This is a genomic window from Enterococcus sp. LJL90 (assembly GCF_056924355.1).
This window is the reverse complement of record NZ_JBXPBQ010000002.1, coordinates 15,305-31,682: the sequence shown is the minus strand read 5'-3', so window position 1 is coordinate 31,682 and position 16,378 is coordinate 15,305. Positions and strand designations below refer to the sequence as shown.

The following is a 16,378-nucleotide window of genomic DNA, read 5'->3' as shown; positions in this document are numbered from 1 at the left end:
CAACGCCTACAAAAAAGCAGAGTCGCAATTACGGTCGCTGCGTTAAAATTCATCGCAGCAGACAGTCAATTACAACTCTACTTTCAATTAAAATAAATTATGCGTTCGCATCAATAATTTTTTCTGCGTCATTTAAAACATCCCGGTCTAACTCATTAATACGGGCACTGGTCACAACACCGGCTAACATACTGTCACTCACGTTAACAGCTGTTCTTGCCATGTCGATCAAAGGTTCTACAGAGATTACCAAACCGACAATCGCGATTGGCAAGTTCATTGAACCTAGAACAATCAGAGAAGCAAAAGTTGCCCCGCCGCCGACACCGGCAACCCCAAAGGAGCTGATAGTGACAATCGCAATCAACATCAAAACAAATTCCAAGCTGAAAATATTTAAACCAGCCGCTGGTGCAACAATCGTTGCCAACATCGCTGGGTAAACACCGGCACAGCCGTTTTGCCCAATCGACAAGCCAAAGCTACCGGCAAAATTCGCAGTCGCATCATCAACACCTAGTGCTTGGGTTTGCGTTTCAATATTTAACGGTAACGTCCCCGCACTTGAACGAGACGTAAAGGCAAAGCTCAAGGCTGGGAAAGCTTTTTTGAAGTAAGTGATTGGATTGACCTTCACGCCAACTAAAATCAACGAGTGGACAATCAAGACTGCAAACAAGGCCACATAAGAGGCGATTACAAAGAGTCCCAGATTGACGATTGCTTCAAAATCACTGGTTGCCAAGACATTGGTCATCAAAGCTGCTACTCCGTAAGGCGTTAAACGCAGAACCAGGGTCACAATGCGCATGACAATTTTATATAAGCTTTCGATAAAGTTTGCGAAAAATTCTGCTTCTTTTTCCGCTTTGCGTTTGATGCCGAGGTAAGCTACCCCAACAAAGGCCGCGAAAACGACTACAGCAATCGTACTAGTTGATCTAGTACCAGCAAAGTCAGCGAAGACATTTGTCGGAATGAAAGATAAGATTTGATCTGGAATACTTAAATTAGCAACAGTTTCTGAACGAGTAGTTAATTCGGCAATCCGGGCCGTTTCAGCGGCACCTTCTGTAAAGGTTGCGCCATTCAAACCAAATAAAATGGTTGAACCATAGCCGATAAAGGCAGCAATTGCTGTTGTTCCTAACAAAGTCGCTAAGACAGTAAAACTGATTTTTCCGATTTTTTTAGAGGCCTGCATCTTAGTGAATGCGCCGACGATTGAAACAAAAACTAGTGGAATAACCAGCATTTGTAATAGCCGGACATAACCTGAACCGGCGATGCCAATCCAACTCATGGCATTGGTGGTAATCTCACTATCAGTGCCAAAAAATAATTGCAGCAGTCCGCCAAAAATTATTCCGACGCCTAAGGCCAGGAATACGCGGGTTGAAAACTTGGTATGGCGTTTTTGCAACAGGAAAAATCCAAATAAAATTGCTACAAAAGCCAGAACCACTAAAACGGTGATGAATGTTGTCATTTTATTTCCTCCTAATAAATTTGATGACAAGTCCATCAAGGAAGTAAAGGTTCCCTGTGACTCTTCTTCAAGAATCACACTGAGTTGACTCAGTGACAAATTCATCGTAACACAAACTTTTGTCAGAAGGGACTTATCTGCTTTAGATTCTTGATAATAAAAAAAGACCGTGATAGCTTCAAACTATCACGGAATACTGATTTTATTCTTCAGTTTTTTCTTCAGCTGCAGCAGCTGGCTCAGCCATTGGTTTTGGATCGCTATTAGGATCAACCTTGAAGTTTAATTTCATACCTGGCTCATCCAAGGCAATTTCTGTTACCTCATAGGTTAAGCGTTGAATTAAATCAAATAAAGGTGCCGCTAACTCATCGACCTCAGCTTGACTTAAATCTTTAGGCGTTTCAATTTTACGGTTTTTTACTTGATTGACTTGGCTGACCCGACCAGAAATAACATAGCGGTCAAAGGGTAAAACAAATTCAATTCTAGTGCCGACTAAAGTGTCCTCTTTAGGAAATTTTTCATCCTCTGTTTTCAGTGGTGAAAAACCGACTTTCAATTCTGTTTTGTATTCGCCTTTAGGATTACGCGCATCGTAATGGTAGGCCTCAACTAACTCCTTAAATCTAACAAGTTCCAAATTTATCCCTCCTATTGTTCTCTTTTTAGTATAACACTATAAAGATAGAATTTCCGCTAAATCTTTTACGAGATAATCCGCCGGAATTTCTCCTAAAAAACCATCTTGGTCAAACAGACAGGTCTGACAGCCGGCATTTTTTCCGGCAACAACATCTAAACGGCGATCACCAACCATCAAAGTCTCTGCGGGATTCAACTGAAATTTATTTAATAGATACGTCAGCGAATCCGGTTGCGGTTTCCGAGGAAAGCCACTATCAGCGCCGACAATTTCTGAAAAATATTCCAGTAAGCCATCCCGTTGCAATAACTTTTCAGTCGAAGCAACTTGCCGATGGGTTAAAATAAATTGCTGACCGCCTCTTTTGGCTAAGGCCGTCACCGTCGATTTCGTCTCCGCAAAAGGTAAAATTTTTGCCAGCTCCTGACCTTCTTTGGCAACAAAAATTTTGTCGAAGGCCACTTTATCAATGCCGGCTTTTTGAATTAACTCTCCCAAAGAACCAATCTTAAGCTGCCGATAAAAATCATTTTGATTTGTGTAGGGCTGATTAAATTTCTGAAAGGTGGCCAGTGCTGCTTGGGTAATCACTGGATAAGAATTATATAAAGTACCGTCAAAATCCCAAATAAAATGTTTTAGCAAATTCTTCTCCTTTGTCGCTTTAATTTTTAAAGGAATGGATTGGTGCAGGAATCCGCCCGCCCCGCTCAATAAAATCAGCTGAGGAGTTCGGGTTGACTTTCATAACTGGTGCACGGCCCAGCAAACCACCAAACTCCACCATGTCTCCTACTTTAGTATCTTTGGCCGGAATAATTCTAACAGCCGTGGTCTTGTGATTGATGACGCCAATTGCGGCTTCATCGGCAATCATTGCAGCAATTGTTTGCGCTGGTGTATCTCCGGGAATTGCAATCATATCTAAGCCCACAGAACAAATCGCAGTCATCGCTTCTAATTTTTCTAAATTTAAAGAGCCGTTTTCCACTGCGGCAATCATTCCAGCGTCTTCTGAAACGGGAATAAAAGCTCCCGACAAACCGCCCACATGATTACAAGCCATCACGCCGCCTTTTTTAACGGCATCATTTAACAAAGCTAAAGCTGCAGTGGTTCCGTGGGTGCCCACAGACTCCAAGCCCATTTCCTCCAATACATATGCAACACTGTCGCCAATCGCAGGTGTCGGTGCTAGAGATAAATCGACAATCCCAAATTGAACACCTAAACGCTGTGAAGCAATTTGGCCGACTAATTGACCCATGCGGGTAATTTTAAAGGCCGTTTGTTTAACCGTTTCAGCCACGACATCAAAGGACTGACCCTTGACTTTTTCTAGCGCTCGCTTAACAACTCCCGGTCCGCTGACGCCGACATTGATGACACAATCGGCTTCACCAACACCGTGAAAAGCTCCTGCCATAAAAGGATTATCTTCAACCGCATTGGCAAAGACGACTAACTTGGCACAGCCCATGTCGGATTTTGCCGCTGTTTCTTTAATTATTTCCCCCATGTGGGCAACAGCATCCATATTGATGCCGGCCTTTGTTGAACCGATATTGACTGAGGAGCAGACAAAATCTGTTTCTGCTAAGGCCTCAGGAATTGAATCAATTAAAATAATATCACCATGCTGGTAGCCTTTTTCCACTAAAGCAGTAAAGCCACCGATAAAATTAACTCCCACAGCTGCCGCCGCTTTATCTAAAACTTTCGCAAATTTAACATAGCTGGTTTCCTGCGTTGCCGCTGCGATAATCGCAATCGGCGTCACTGAAATCCGTTTATTAATAATCGGAATGCCGAATTCTGTTTCAATGTCTTCGCCGACTTTTACTAAGTCTTTAGCTAAGCGGGTAATTTTGTCATAAATTTTTTGACAAGCTCGCTCACTGTCACTGTCAATGCAGTCCAATAGAGAAATCCCCATCGTAATGGTGCGGATATCAAGATTTTCTTCTTCAATCATGCGAATCGTTTCTAAGATTTGATTGGTCTCCACAGTTTCCGCCTCCTGTTATAATTTATGCATCGCATTAAAAATTTCTTCATTTTGAATGCTGACCTTAACACCCAGTGCATCGCCGACTTGATTAAGCTCTTTACGCACATTTTCAAAATCAATATCGCCCACGCCAAAAGTCACCAGCATCATCATGGTGAAATAATCATCCATAATTGTCTGTGATACATCTTGAATGCTGATTTCTAATGCAGCCAGCTTGCTGCTGACACCGGCTACGATGCCGACTTTATCTTTTCCAATAACTGTTACTATTGCCTTCATGTAAACAACTCCTGTATCAAATTTTTTTCATTATAGCATAGAAAAAAACTCTCTAGTACACGAATTGTGAACTAAAGAGCATTTTTATTTCAGATTATTCGGATTTAAGTCTCTTTGATAAAAGTATGCTGGCAATTTTTACAGGTAATTTTAATTTTACCTTTGCCCTGTGGCACCCGCAAGCTTTGACCACAATTGTCACATTTGAAAATGACAGCTTGAATATTTGCCGCCTGTTGTCGTTGATTTTTCATTTTAGTCGCTTGTCGTTGCTGTTTCTGGGCCTTCTTATAGGCATTGCGCTGATGCCGTTCATGGGTTTGCTCGCTGTTTCGTTGAGCCGCACCGGCAAAAAAGCGGCTTAAGCGCTGATTTTCATTGCTTCTAACATAAATTTTCTTGGATAAAAAGCGGAAAATGATTAAGCCAATGGTAACGGCAACAATCGCCAAAACCAGATAACCGTTTAACCAGCGTCTAAACAATAGCGCAATCAAGGCAATCACCAAAAGTGCGCGATTTATCGTGTCAAAGCTCCCGTAGCGGCCCGTCATAAATTTGCGATAATTTAAATAGCTGCTCATCATTTTACTCAGCCAGTTGTTGGACATCTTAACTCTCCTTTAATAATGCTCCCTGCAAAAAATTTCGCAGCAGGCGTTCGTTTTGCCCCACATCCACCATCTTTAGCCGCTGCTTTTGACCAGCAGGCAAAATGCGATAGGTATTTTCGAGGGGAAATACATATTTTTCCAGTGAAGCCGACTGGCGGACTAAACTTAACAACAATTTCAAAAGCTGCTGTTGACTGATGTCAGTCGTCATATATTGAACCAGTTGACGGGTAATCACATTCATCTTTAAGAGATTGCGTTTACGGATAATTTGATTTTTGAGAATTCTCAAAAAATGCCGCTGATAGACAAAAGTTGATTCTGGCCCCTCCATGTTTTGCTGATACGCTAATAAATCACTAAACTCTTTAGGGTCAGCAATCAGTTGTGAGGCCGTCAATCCAGGGATTCCCTTAGGAAAATAGCTATTTAAAAGTCGCAATAATTTTTTTTCCTGGAGGACAACGCTGCCATCAATTGCCAGTTGAAAATTATTCTCAAAAAAATCCTTGACTCCCTGAATCCCGTTTTCCTGAAAAATCTCCCCTAAAGACAGACTGTGGAGATGAAAATCAGGCGAAAATTGCAGGAGCAAACTCTTTTGCTGATAAGAAATAAAGGTAAAAGTTGAATCATAGGCTGTCGCCTCGCACTCAACTGCTAAAAGAATATTCATAAAAGTTGAATCCTTCCCTTGAATAGTACCTCATCAAAATAACATATTCTCAGAAAATCAGTACATGATTTTACCATATTTGACGTTTTCTTAAAATTTCATTTTTTGTTTTTTAGCAGAAAAAGCTGAAGCTAGGACTGCCGCTAATTTTAATCTTCAATGATATAATTAAAGTGAGAAAAAAGGGGGGATGAAGATGAATTTACGCAGTTTATTGCCAAAGGCTGTTCGTCGACAAATTCGCCTGATTGAAATTCTTTATATTTCGACACAAGAGAAAACCCGCGAGGAAATCGACCAACTCTGGGGCTTTCCCATCAAAGCCCTCGATGCGGATATTAAAACCATCAATCAAGTCTTTCCGTTATTCACAATTATTCATAATCATTCGGGCTACACAATCCTCCACGACTCCGAATACGGCATTGATTTACTCTATACGCAAGTTCTTCAATCCTCATTGGAATTTGATTTACTAGAGCAGCTGCTCTTTGAAAATCATGAGAACATTCATGATCTAGCCAACTACTTGTACACGAGTCCGGCAACGGTCTCACGGATTTTCAAAAAGATTGCGACTGCCTTAAAGGGCTTAGATATTTCGATTACTCGCCGCCCGATGCGGTTAGTCGGAAATGAAGCTACCATCCGTTATCTATTTACAGAGTATTATCGCGAAAAAAAATTGGATTTCGCTAAACTTTCCGGCTCAATCAGAGGCAGCCAAGCCATTCGTCTTTTGATTGAAGATTTTATGCTAATCAATCATTTTAGCGAGGGTTATGCTACTAAAGTTCAATTGGAATATTCCTTTTATGTCAGCTTGATTCGTATCAGTAACGGCCATTTTTTCCCGGAAAACCGCAACAATTCCACCGCTGTTATCACACCGGATTTTGCACCGATTCAAAGTGCCATTTTGGAAATCGAAAAACACTTTGCTTTGTTGTTTGACAGCTGGATGTATCGGGAATGTCTCTGGCTTTATTATGGCGATTATCTAATCAGCAGCAAAATCCAATGGGAGCTGGTTTTATCCACCAATAAAATGATGGCCTCACTGAAAAAAGATACCGATACAGCGATTTCGATTTTTGAAAAAACATTGGCTTTAACCTTAACAGACGGCGAAACTGCTGCTATTTCTCAAAAAGAGGCACTGTGCATAAAATTATGTATGGATGACTATTTGTTTTTGGTGGCCGGTGATTATATTTCGATTTTAGGGGAATTTCGGAAAATTTTTATTATTTCCCATACCCAGATGTATCCAAATCAAATTAAAAAAATTGCCGCTGTCTTAAAGGATATCTATCAGAAGCTGACCTTTGATATTCCTCAAGACTTGTATTACACCCATTTATTTTTACTGATTGCCTACTTTCCAGATTTATTATTGAAGCTTGCTAATCAGCAGGATAAACTCAATGTTTTAATTGTTTCAATGGCGTATTCACTGCCGGACAGCTTTATTCTTGGCCGCTTTAAAGAAAAATTAAAAGGGCCGATTGAATACTTTTTCATCGACAGCTTGAGTCAGCTAGAACAAGAACCGCAATTGATTGAGAAGACCGATTTAATTATTTCGACTTCTTCCGTCAGCACGCGTTTTGCCCCCTATTACACTTATTACGATAAACCTATGTATGTGATTGAGCCTTACATGTCGCTGCGGGGCTTTGAAGAATTGCAGCTGCAGATCAATCAGCTAATCGACCAAAAAACTGCCGTCACAAATTAGGTTGCTTCAAAAAAAACAGCAAAATAAAAAGTCCTCAAAGAATTTGGCCGCTGCCATTTCTTCGAGGATTTTTTTTATTTTCAGTTATCTCAACAAATCATCAATCTGCCGGGCCAGCTCTTCACCGATATCGGTGTCTTTGACATAGAGGCGTTGATTTTTGCGGACGACAATCTCTTTTTGAGATAAAATATCCTGCCGATTTTTGATGGCCTCTTGCCGATTCGTGAAGGGCTGATGGGCCACCAGTGTCATCCCGAAGGAATTTGCCACCAAAGTATAACCGGCAATTCCGGTGACCTTTTGATAAGGCTTGGATAAGCCCCCATCAATTACTAACAAGCGCCCATCCGCCTTGATGGGAATATCGCCTTTCACAACTTTTACTGGTGTATGGCCATTGATAATATGGCCATTTTCTGATAAACCAAAGGCCCGCAAAATATTTTCGCAAAAAGCGGCTTTTTCCCGCAGCTGATAATAAGCATTTTTTTCTTCTGTGTGCAGCTTTTTATCCGCAATAAAATAGCGTTCAAAGGTTTTCATCGCCTTTTTCCCAAATAAGGTTGAACCAGCGCCGCACCACAAATACCAAATAATATCTGTAGCTAAATCATCATGCTCCTGAGGATTTTTAAAACTAGTTCGGATGGATTCCAAATAAAAATCCAATAACTCGACCCCTTGATACATTTGACCGCCAAACTGATAGCTGAGAAGCTCCCCCTGCTGGTCACAGGGCAGGCAACCGTGAAAAAGCAAATTGCCATTATAGCGCAAATACAATGTGCCTTTTTCCACTAAAAAGGCAATGTGCTTTTGCAGTCGCTCAGAATTTTGAAAATCCTGCAGCAGGCCTGTCAAGACTATTTCTTCTTCATCGGTAAGCTGATAGGCATCTTGACCGACTAATTGAAAGCAACCGTTAACCAGTGGAATTTTTGTCCCCTGATAGTTTAGTTCTGTCTGGTCACTTGTTAATTTATCCAACAACAGACGCTCTTCCAGCTGAAATTCTGGACGTCGCTTAATAATGGTGCCTTCAACCTTAAATTGCATAATGGCTAGGGCCTGCTGCAACCGCATGGCATCTTTGCAATCTGTTGCCGACATTTCTCCGGGTTCAATCTTTGGAGCAAAAGCCGCATTTTCCTGATAATTTTTTTTGGCAAACTTTTTTAACGGCGCTAAATCAATCCCGTATTGCTCCAGCAACTCTAAATTTCCATAGCGGGCGGAAATTCGCAGTAAATTAGTCAAACAACCTAAAGATCCGCAAAAAGCTCCTATCCATAAAATATCGTGATTGCCCAGTTGAATATCTAAAGAAGGCAGTGTCATCAAGCTGTCCATAATTTTATCCGGAGCGGGTCCCCGATCATAAATATCCCCCAGCACGTGCAGATGGTCCACGACTAGCCGCTGAATGAGATGACCCAAAATTTCACAGAATTTTTGAGCCAAGTCTAGTTCAATAATTTTATTAAATATCGAACCGTAATACCATTCTTTTTCATACTCTTGGTCGTATTGATACAAAAGTTCTTCAATGATATAGGCAAAATCCTTCGGCAAGGCCTTGCGAACTTTTGAACGGGTATACTTGCCAGCACTAAAACGCGCCACTTTAACCAAACGCTCCATCAAAACAAACCACTGCTGCTCGTCATAATCGACTTCTGTTAAGACTTCCTCGGGATAATAAATAATAAAGCACAATTCAGAAATTTCTTCATACCGCAGCTGGCGCTTAAATAAATAGTCAACCTTTTCTCGAATTCTGCCGGAACCATTTCGCAAAATATGCTCAAAGGCATCGTATTCGCCATGAAGATCGCTGATAAAATGCTCGGTTGGTTTCGGCAAATGCTGGATGGCATCAAGATTGATGACTTCTACTAAATCTTCTAGTGCTTTTGTTTTATCCATTTGCGGTCGCTTTCAAAGAATCTTCGATGATGACCGCACTTTCTTCAATTGAGCGTTCGCTGACATTGATGACTTCCACCCCGAGCTTGGCAAAGATTTCTTCTGCATAAGCCAATTCTTCGGTGATTCTTTCTGGATTGGTATATTTTGATTCGCCCTTTAAGCCTAAAGAAGCCATTCTTGATCTGCGAATATTGGTTAAGCGATCTGTATTGGTGGTCAAGCCGACAATTTTTTCATGGGGAATTTCAAAAATTTCCTTTGGCATCTCCACTTCTGGAATCAAAGGTAGATTGGCAACTTTAATGCCCCGATTTGCCAGATACAAACTGAGGGGTGTTTTAGATGTCCGTGAAACACCCAAAATTACTAAATCCGCTTCTAAAAAGCCTTTAGCATCTTTACCGTCATCGTATTTAACGGCAAATTCAATCGCCGCTACTCGATTAAAATATTCTTGATTTAACCGATGAATCGCACCAGGCTCTTCCAATGGTGGCACGCCAAAGGATGATTCAATAATTGTCGAAAGGGGTGACATTAAATCTACCGCTTGTAAACCAGTTCGGCTGGCAAAATCTTTGACGGCATTGACCAAGTTTTTTTCCACCAAAGTCGTTACGACAATCGCTTTTTCCTTTAAAGCGTCCCGTAAAATATCAATCAGATTTTCCTCATCTGTTGTAAAAGGATACAACGTGACATCACTTAAATCTACACTAGGAAACTGGGCGCTAACCGCCGTGACAATTTTTTGTGCTGTTTCCCCAACCGAATCAGATACCAAGTAAATTTTTGCAGCTTTCATTTTCTCCACCTCTAATAAGTTTTTAAATTAATATGTTTCATTTTTGAAGGCATTGCCTGACTCAACAAAATAAGTCATCAATTTGGTTTTAGTAATTTTCCCGACAACTTTTTTAGGATTCTCTGACGATACCACCGGCAGCGAGTCAACTTGATGCTGCAACAGCAGATTACCCGCCTGCATAATCGTTTCCTCCGGGGTAACGGTGACAATGTTGGGCATTCTTGTCATAATCATCGCTACAGGTGTGCGCTCAAGATTTGAATTACTGACAGCCGAGCGCAGTAAATCCTTCCTCGAGACCACTCCGATTAATTCCTCATCAGCATTTTTGACATACAAAGAACCGACATCATACATAAATAAACTTGTGATGGCATCGTACACTGACATTTCTTGAGAGATTAACAAGGGCTTGACCATGATATCTTGTATCTTAATCGTAAATAGTTGGTCATAAATCAGCGGTTCCACCATTTGACCAGTATAAAAATAACCAACCTTCGGGCGAGCATCTAAAAGTCCAGTCATCGTCAGGATTGATAAATCATTGCGCAGAGTTGCGCGACTCAAGCCTAATTGACTGGCGATGCTTTCACCACTGATGGGTTGGTTGCTTTTCACGATATCGATAATTTTCAATTGACGTTTGCTTAATTCCACTAAGACACCTCCTCTAACAAGATCATAATTAATTATATATGTTACACTATATATTTTCAATAACGTTTTCTATAAAATATATATTTCTTTTATTTGTATTTAAGACATACTAAAAAGAGACTATGATAGTAGTCTTAGCAGCAGATTAATTTCCTAATTTTTTTCTTTCATAAACCAAGTGATTTACAAATTAAAAAGTAGCTTTACCATTGAAATCTAATAGATAGCCTCGAAAATAAAAAAACGAGCTGACAGAAGTTGCCAGCTCGTTTCGCAAAATTTGATTTTAGTTTAATTAAAATCTGAGTCTCTGTGATGATTTTCCCGTCATTTAATCAGCAAGACTTTGTAAAATTTCTGCATACTTAGTGATAAGAGGCAGGTCTTTGGAAAAATGACCTTTTTCTTGGAGGTTGCTTAAACTGGCACTAATCTCTGTAACACTTTTTTCTCCCAGAAAATCCTGCCAAATTTTTTCCTCCACTCCCTCCCGATGATGAATTTCTATGCCAGATAGTAAGCCAAATTCCGTCAACAGGAGAAAAAAGCGGCTGCTCTGAGCCCCTTGAATCGCCAAATCCTCAGACCAGTGAAAATAAGTTGCGTGACGCTGACCGTCAACCTCAAACGACAACACACGAGTCTTATCTAAAGACGAGGCCTCCCCCAACAAATAAAAAATACCTAATTGACTGCCGATAGTTTCCGCCAGCCCTGCTTCTACTGGCGAGTTTTGAATAAATTGCCGATAGCCTTTCGTAAAATCAGTTTGGAGCTGTTCTTGTAATGTTTGTGAAACTTCAACTGGCATCGCTGTTCACCCCTTGATTGCGATCACATTTTTTTGGTTAACACTTGATTGGCCTGCAACATAAACGGGCTGTATAAAGCCACTGTATCAGAAAGCGGTAAAAGTTGCGGGCTTAATTGAATACCTAAAACAGCTTTTAAAAAGGCTCGCCGTGTTTGAACCGCCTGCCACAGCATTGGATAGCTAGCTTTTAATTCATTTTGCAATTTTTCATCGGCAAGGCACAAGGTGCTTTCACAACTTGCCCCGGCATAGCCCGCCATTGAAGGAATAATATCTAACTGCAATAACATACCGCTAGTTAGAACTTCTGTTGAATTAGGATAGATTGGTGAGGACAACCATTCTTCATCTGCAGCTAAGTGTCCTGGATTCAAATGCCAATGATAAGTGGCTTTTGGCAGAGCCTCCTCAATCAATTGATACACCTCAGCACCGGTTTGGCCGACCTGCAAATTCTCTAACCAAGTAACGACCGTTGCAAAATACGGCTTCGCTAGTGTCTCCAAATAATCCTGTTGCCCTTCAGGTAATTCACTCGCCTCATTGACTCCATAACCCGCTCGAGAAGACAAGCCGCCTTTATACCCGACAGTTAAAGAAATCGTCTCACCAAGCGTCAATTTTTTTTCTGTTGGATATAAATTGGCCTTTTTAAAACGCTCCCCAAAAGCGGCTATCGTGACAACACTATTTGGCTGACCCAATTGATTTAGCTGACCACCAATTTCAAATTCACTGACTCCTAGCTGCAGATTCGTAACAGCAGCAAAAATCCCTTGCCCGGCTAATTGTGAACCAAAGGCATAGTGGGCAATTTCGTTCGCATTATTTTGCGTTCTGGCACCAGCTTGACTGCTATCTATGAACAAGCCTGTTTCGTTGCTTAAGTTATCTTCACCAACGACATTTTTTAAAGCCGCTACTAAATAATAGGGCACTTCAAACAGACTTTGGTTGTCTGCATGATTACTAGTAAATAATTTCCAACCGACTAAACCAACACGTGTATTTTCCTTTAATTCAGCCTCAATAAGATACTCCGTTAATGGCTGATCGTCTGTCATCGGCTGATTTGGCAAAGAAAAATGAGGCACATGAATCGCTTTAACTGAAAGACGAGCTTTATCGGCTTTATTTAAGTTTTCATTTCCTAATAATAAAAACCCTCGACCATCTTGATGTAAAACCAGCAGCGCCTCTTCAAAACGCGGGACAAAGCCAGTCAAATATTCAAAATTGCCGCCATGCTCCAAGTCCGCATAGATTACTAAACTGTCCAGCTGCTTTTTTTTCATTAGGTTTAGGACTTTTTCTTTTCGAGTGGCTAGCGTTTCATCAGTCAGAGCCACTCGTTTTAATTCTGTTAATTCTGGTAATTGGATTTTCGTTAAATTAATTTGCTTTGCGGATGTAATTTTCATAAGTCGCTCATTTCTATTTTAAATTTTCGTGATTATTTTTGTCGGAAGCAATTTTAATAATGAATCTTAGATTCCTATCATTATAACATTTTTATCCTTGAAAAATAAGCTTGACCTCTGTAAATGCTTCTGAATTTAGCAGTAAATCATTTGGCTAGCTTTCATGCTTGTCAGTCGACGGAAAATATTTTCGCTATTGAACTTTTTAGATTAGTGTTAGCCAAATACTTAATGACGAATAAAAAAGTTCTGCTTCTCACAACCGCTGTTGGCTAAAAATCTTGTTTCTTCTTATTATGCTTGTATACTTTAAAAAAAAACGACAAAGAAAAGCCAAGATTCCCTAACGAAATCTTGGCTCAGTGGAAAACTTATTTATTATAAATTTTCGGTCCTTTGCGCATATTTTTGCGGTCATTGCGAGGAGTATTGGTGTTGGCTGACTTGCCGCCCCCTTGTTTCTTTTTGATAATCTCTAACATTTTTTCTTTGGTATTTTTTTCAGTCATGTTTATGCTCTTTTTGTCAGCAAGGTGACACTTTCTATATGATAAGTTTGCGGGAATAAATCCACCGGCTGAATTTTTTCCGCTTGATAGCCTAAGTCGGCAAAGAGTTTTAAGTCCCGTGCCAAAGTAGCTGGCTTACAAGAAATATAAATCACTCGACTCGGATCGCTTTCGGCAATCGAGTCAATCAGACTATTGGTCAAGCCTTTACGAGGCGGGTCAACAAAAACCACAGAGGGCTTGATTCCGTCTGCAACCCATTTGGCCATCATTTTTTCAGCAGAACCCAGTTTGTAATCGGCATTGTCGATATCGTTTAACAGAGCATTCATTTTCGCATCGGCAACCGCTTCAGCAATCACTTCCACACCATAAACATGGCCCACCCGTTTTGCCAGAGATAGACCGATTGTGCCAATCCCTGAATAAGCATCGACGACAACATCCTCTTTAGTCAAACCAGCAAAGTCAAAGGCCGTTTGATATAAAAATTCCGTCTGCAAAGTATTCACCTGATAAAATGAGCGACTGGAAATGGCAAATTTATTATCTAAAAGCTGATCTTCAATATAATGCTTGCCGTAAAGCAAAATTTCTTTGTCACCTAAGATAACGTTGGTCACTTTTTCGTTGACGTTTTGAATGACTGACACCACTTCAGGAAGTTCTTTGGCAATTTGCTCCGCCAATTCTTTGCCCTTAAAGAATTTTTCGAGTCTGGTTACTAATGTCACCATCATTTCATGACTATAATGGCCCCTACGAATAATAATATTACGTAAAAAGCCACTGTTATCAGCCTCGTTATAAGGTTTTACATTGAAGCGACGTAAAATTGCTTTGATTGTTTGCAAAGCTTCGTCAATTTTTGGATCTTGAATAACAAAATCTTCAATCGGCACGACATCGTGGGAATTTTTCCGATAAAAACCGATTTCCAACTGGCCATCAATCTTTCTTACCGGCACTTGAGCTTTATTGCGATACCCAACTGGATTGGCCATGCCGATGGTCGGCAAAACAGGCACGTCTGGCAATTTAGCGATGCGGGTTAAATCTTTTTCGATTTGTTGTTGCTTGAACAACAACTGCTTTTCGTATTTCAAATGACCTAAAGGCGCAATACCGGTTCTTAGTAAATCTAAATTAGCCAATGGCTGACGGTCGGGGCTTTCTGTTAATAATTCTAAGACCTTTCCATAGCCGAACTTGTTACCGACTTTAACAACTAATGCTTTGACTTCTTCGCCAATCAAGGCGTTCTCGATAAAGATGGGATAACCATCAATCTTGGCAACCCCCAATCCTTCATGGGTCAAATCCGTGATTTCAACAATTATTTGCTGATTTTTTTCTACAGGGTACTCTTTCATTGTGTGCTCCTTAAAATTTTCTTCTCGCTACATCATAAAGAATTCCCCGCTAAAAAGCAATCAATTCCTTGCAAGCTTAAAAGAGAGTGCCCGTGACACAAGTTTTTCTTACAGAAAATCTCGAAGAATAGAGACTTTGCTTCTGTGGCCCAGTTGTTCCTCAAAAGCAAAGCAACACTATCTCAATACTCAGCAGGCCATCTTTAAAGCTCTAACTAAAACTTTCTTTATAAGATCTAATTAGAAAACTTAGTTAGAATCTCTAACTAATAGCTCCATTAGCAACTTTTACTGAATATACTTCGAAAAAATATTTCTGTAATAACTTATGTCACAGCCACTCATCATGACTATTATTTATCTTCAATCTGACCATCGCCGTCGAGGTCTTCATCGGTTAATTTCTCAACTTCCCGGACAAATTCTTTGCCGACTTCTTCATATTCGGCTTCTTCTGGGTCAACACCAGTGATGGCCTCATCAGGAATCGCATCAGTATTGGCAAAAAATTCCAAATGCTGATGTAGATTTTCAAAACGCATCGGTGCATCGCCGCCGTATTCCCCGTCCAAGTTAATCATCAAAGGTTTATCCAGCTCTTCGGTTTCCACATAAAGAGTGTTCGTCTTTTGATAAATAATCCGTGGGTCATTGACGTGCTTGCCGCCGTTCATCATCAAAGCAATCAGATGAACAATTTCAAAAATATTCGCCGTTTTGACGATGATTAAAGAAAATTTACCATCATCCAATTTAGCGTCCGGTACAATTTGTTCAAAGCCGCCAACCGAATTGGTTAAGCCGATAAAAAACATCGACGCTTGGCCATCATAAACGCCATCATCGTATTCAATATGCATTTGGACTGGTTTTACCCGCGGCAGCATTTCTGCTCCTTTGACTAAATACGCTAAGTAGCCAAAAATGCTTTTCAACTCCGAAGGGACTTCGTAAGTTAGTTCTGTCAGATAACCGCCCGCTGCAATATTAATAAAATAAGTTTCAGCAGCCTTGCCGATATCCATCTTAACCGTCTGATTACGTTTAATTATTTCAGCAGCTCCCTTAATGTCGCCTCTCGGAATGCGCAACGCCCGCGCATAATCATTAGTAGTCCCCGCTGGAATCACCAAAATTTTAGGGCGTGTGGCTAAAGGTGCTAAGCCGTTGACCACTTCGTTAATCGTACCGTCACCACCGGCTGCCACCACGACTTCAAAACCTAACTCACCAACGCGGCGGGCTTCGTTTTTAGCAGAATTCGGCTCTGGTGTTGTGGCATAAGCACTGGCTTCATAACCGGCCTCTTCTAAGCTTTGAAGAATATCTGCTAAATTTCTTTTTAAGACTTCTTTACCAGAAGTAGGATTATAAATGACGCGTGCTTTTCTCATAGACTTCC

The 16,378-nt window shown here is 40.6% G+C and carries 16 protein-coding genes; 1 reads left to right on the top strand and 15 read right to left on the bottom strand.

Features of this window, described 5'->3' with window-relative positions; all coding sequences use genetic code 11:
* Positions 1-97: 97 nt before the first annotated feature.
* The 7 genes from AC1Z3S_RS05020 to AC1Z3S_RS04990 form a co-directional block, all read right to left on the bottom strand.
* Positions 98-1,489 (bottom strand): L-cystine transporter, encoded by a 1,392-nt coding sequence (locus tag AC1Z3S_RS05020; protein ID WP_461739448.1) that lies wholly within the window; start codon positions 1,487-1,489, stop codon positions 98-100.
* Between the two features lie 202 nt (positions 1,490-1,691).
* Complete coding sequence (locus AC1Z3S_RS05015; RefSeq protein WP_461739447.1) at positions 1,692-2,132, bottom strand: DUF1149 family protein; 441 nt, start codon at positions 2,130-2,132, stop codon at positions 1,692-1,694.
* Positions 2,133-2,168: 36 nt separating this feature from the next.
* Entirely contained in the window at positions 2,169-2,780 is a 612-nt protein-coding gene (locus AC1Z3S_RS05010; protein WP_461739446.1) for an HAD-IA family hydrolase, read from the bottom strand.
* 19 nt (positions 2,781-2,799) lie between these two features.
* Positions 2,800-4,143 (bottom strand): PFL family protein, encoded by a 1,344-nt coding sequence (locus AC1Z3S_RS05005; protein ID WP_265457716.1) that lies wholly within the window; start codon positions 4,141-4,143, stop codon positions 2,800-2,802.
* Between the two features lie 15 nt (positions 4,144-4,158).
* The gene (locus tag AC1Z3S_RS05000) at positions 4,159-4,428 is read right to left on the bottom strand and encodes an ACT domain-containing protein (protein ID WP_265457718.1); all 270 of its coding nucleotides are present in this window, start codon (positions 4,426-4,428) and stop codon (positions 4,159-4,161) included.
* A 104-nt stretch (positions 4,429-4,532) separates the two neighbouring features.
* Complete coding sequence (locus tag AC1Z3S_RS04995; RefSeq protein WP_461739445.1) at positions 4,533-5,039, bottom strand: hypothetical protein; 507 nt, start codon at positions 5,037-5,039, stop codon at positions 4,533-4,535.
* Position 5,040: 1 nt separating this feature from the next.
* Positions 5,041-5,718 carry a hypothetical protein gene (locus AC1Z3S_RS04990; RefSeq protein ID WP_461739444.1) on the bottom strand — a complete coding sequence of 226 codons (678 nt, stop codon included), beginning with the start codon at positions 5,716-5,718 and terminating at the stop codon, positions 5,041-5,043.
* Positions 5,719-5,914: 196 nt separating this feature from the next.
* Between AC1Z3S_RS04990 and AC1Z3S_RS04985 the strand changes: the two genes are divergently transcribed.
* Entirely contained in the window at positions 5,915-7,459 is a 1,545-nt protein-coding gene (locus AC1Z3S_RS04985; protein WP_461739443.1) for an AcpB/EbpR/MafR family transcriptional regulator, read from the top strand.
* An 84-nt stretch (positions 7,460-7,543) separates the two neighbouring features.
* Here the strand turns inward: AC1Z3S_RS04985 and AC1Z3S_RS04980 are convergent, their stop codons facing one another.
* The 8 genes from AC1Z3S_RS04980 to AC1Z3S_RS04945 form a co-directional block, all read right to left on the bottom strand.
* On the bottom strand, positions 7,544-9,388 hold the full coding sequence (locus AC1Z3S_RS04980; RefSeq protein WP_461739442.1) for a fructose-1,6-bisphosphatase: 1,845 nt from the start codon (positions 9,386-9,388) through the stop codon (positions 7,544-7,546).
* Positions 9,381-10,196, bottom strand: a complete 816-nt coding sequence (locus AC1Z3S_RS04975; RefSeq protein WP_461736720.1) for a pyruvate, water dikinase regulatory protein — start codon at positions 10,194-10,196, stop codon at positions 9,381-9,383. Before AC1Z3S_RS04975 ends, AC1Z3S_RS04980 begins: the two co-directional genes overlap by 8 nt.
* 27 nt (positions 10,197-10,223) lie before the next feature.
* Positions 10,224-10,859, bottom strand: coding sequence for a transcriptional regulator CcpN (ccpN, locus tag AC1Z3S_RS04970; RefSeq protein ID WP_265457729.1), 636 nt, complete (start codon positions 10,857-10,859; stop codon positions 10,224-10,226).
* A gap of 331 nt (positions 10,860-11,190) precedes the next feature.
* The gene (locus tag AC1Z3S_RS04965) at positions 11,191-11,670 is read right to left on the bottom strand and encodes a hypothetical protein (protein ID WP_461739441.1); all 480 of its coding nucleotides are present in this window, start codon (positions 11,668-11,670) and stop codon (positions 11,191-11,193) included.
* Positions 11,671-11,693: 23 nt separating this feature from the next.
* Entirely contained in the window at positions 11,694-13,094 is a 1,401-nt protein-coding gene (locus tag AC1Z3S_RS04960) for a M24 family metallopeptidase (RefSeq protein WP_461739440.1), read from the bottom strand.
* A 371-nt stretch (positions 13,095-13,465) separates the two neighbouring features.
* The gene (locus AC1Z3S_RS04955) at positions 13,466-13,603 is read right to left on the bottom strand and encodes a hypothetical protein (RefSeq protein WP_265457734.1); all 138 of its coding nucleotides are present in this window, start codon (positions 13,601-13,603) and stop codon (positions 13,466-13,468) included.
* A 2-nt stretch (positions 13,604-13,605) separates the two neighbouring features.
* Entirely contained in the window at positions 13,606-14,976 is a 1,371-nt protein-coding gene (gene rlmD, locus AC1Z3S_RS04950; protein ID WP_461739439.1) for a 23S rRNA (uracil(1939)-C(5))-methyltransferase RlmD, read from the bottom strand.
* A gap of 353 nt (positions 14,977-15,329) precedes the next feature.
* A complete protein-coding gene (locus tag AC1Z3S_RS04945) occupies positions 15,330-16,370 on the bottom strand; it encodes a diacylglycerol kinase (RefSeq protein ID WP_461739438.1) in 1,041 nt (346 codons plus the stop codon).
* Positions 16,371-16,378 lie beyond the last annotated feature (8 nt).

What these genes read in the sequence shown, in the direction of transcription:
- AC1Z3S_RS05020 (WP_461739448.1), bottom strand. Translation starts at nt 1,489, where the DNA reads ATGACAACATTCATCACCGTTTTAGTGGTTCTGGCTTTTGTAGCAATT.
- AC1Z3S_RS05000 (WP_265457718.1), bottom strand. Translation starts at nt 4,428, where the DNA reads ATGAAGGCAATAGTAACAGTTATTGGAAAAGATAAAGTCGGCATCGTA.
- AC1Z3S_RS04995 (WP_461739445.1), bottom strand. Translation starts at nt 5,039, where the DNA reads ATGTCCAACAACTGGCTGAGTAAAATGATGAGCAGCTATTTAAATTAT.
- AC1Z3S_RS04990 (WP_461739444.1), bottom strand. Translation starts at nt 5,718, where the DNA reads ATGAATATTCTTTTAGCAGTTGAGTGCGAGGCGACAGCCTATGATTCA.
- AC1Z3S_RS04985 (WP_461739443.1), top strand. Translation starts at nt 5,915, where the DNA reads ATGAATTTACGCAGTTTATTGCCAAAGGCTGTTCGTCGACAAATTCGC.
- AC1Z3S_RS04980 (WP_461739442.1), bottom strand. Translation starts at nt 9,388, where the DNA reads ATGGATAAAACAAAAGCACTAGAAGATTTAGTAGAAGTCATCAATCTT.
- AC1Z3S_RS04975 (WP_461736720.1), bottom strand. Translation starts at nt 10,196, where the DNA reads ATGAAAGCTGCAAAAATTTACTTGGTATCTGATTCGGTTGGGGAAACA.
- AC1Z3S_RS04965 (WP_461739441.1), bottom strand. Translation starts at nt 11,670, where the DNA reads ATGCCAGTTGAAGTTTCACAAACATTACAAGAACAGCTCCAAACTGAT.
- AC1Z3S_RS04960 (WP_461739440.1), bottom strand. Translation starts at nt 13,094, where the DNA reads ATGAAAATTACATCCGCAAAGCAAATTAATTTAACGAAAATCCAATTA.
- AC1Z3S_RS04955 (WP_265457734.1), bottom strand. Translation starts at nt 13,603, where the DNA reads ATGACTGAAAAAAATACCAAAGAAAAAATGTTAGAGATTATCAAAAAG.
- rlmD (WP_461739439.1), bottom strand. Translation starts at nt 14,976, where the DNA reads ATGAAAGAGTACCCTGTAGAAAAAAATCAGCAAATAATTGTTGAAATC.
- AC1Z3S_RS04945 (WP_461739438.1), bottom strand. Translation starts at nt 16,370, where the DNA reads ATGAGAAAAGCACGCGTCATTTATAATCCTACTTCTGGTAAAGAAGTC.